The organism is Variovorax sp. 01N429, from assembly GCF_056399425.1.
Genome location: NZ_JBFTRG010000081.1, coordinates 1 through 525, shown reverse-complemented (window position 1 = coordinate 525; position 525 = coordinate 1). Strand labels below are relative to the sequence as shown.

Sequence of the window (525 nt, the reverse complement as noted above, 5' to 3'; positions counted from 1 at the left end):
TGTGGACGGCCGCCCGGCGATCGTCGAGGGCATCCGCGTGCTCATCGTCGACGAAATGGACATGAGCGGCTTCGCCGACCGGCCCTGGTCGGAAGCGCTCATCGCGTGGGGCCGCTCCTACCGCACGGCGTTCGCCCGGCACCCCAACGTCATCGGGCTGATCACCACGACCACGGTCACCTCGCCCGCCACCCTGGACATGTTCGAAACGGTCGTCGACGCGCTCGCCCGCGGCGGATGGCCGCCCGAGACAATCGTGCCGGTGCTGACGTCGGTGGAGAACTTCCTGGTCGGCGCGTCCTTCGACCAGGCCGCCCCGGACGTGATGATCGACGTCGCCGAGCGCGAGCACGAAGTCCCGCAACTCGCCGCCGCCTTGCGCGCCGCGGGCACCGCCAAGGCGGGCCGCGCCGAGGTCGCCTTCGAACTGGGGCTGGCGGCGCTGATCGACGGTCTGACCGCACAACTGGCGGCGCTGACGGACGGGCCGGGATAAGCTCCCGGACCCGCGGCGTGCCCCGGTTG

1 protein-coding gene is annotated in these 525 nt (G+C 71.8%); it reads left to right on the top strand.

Annotated elements, in window-relative coordinates; genetic code table 11:
* Positions 1-496, top strand: a 496-nt coding sequence (locus tag AC1DSF_RS30675; RefSeq protein ID WP_478184083.1) for a TetR/AcrR family transcriptional regulator C-terminal domain-containing protein, incomplete at its 5' end; no start/stop codon positions are given.
* Between the last annotated feature and the right edge of the window lie 29 nt (positions 497-525).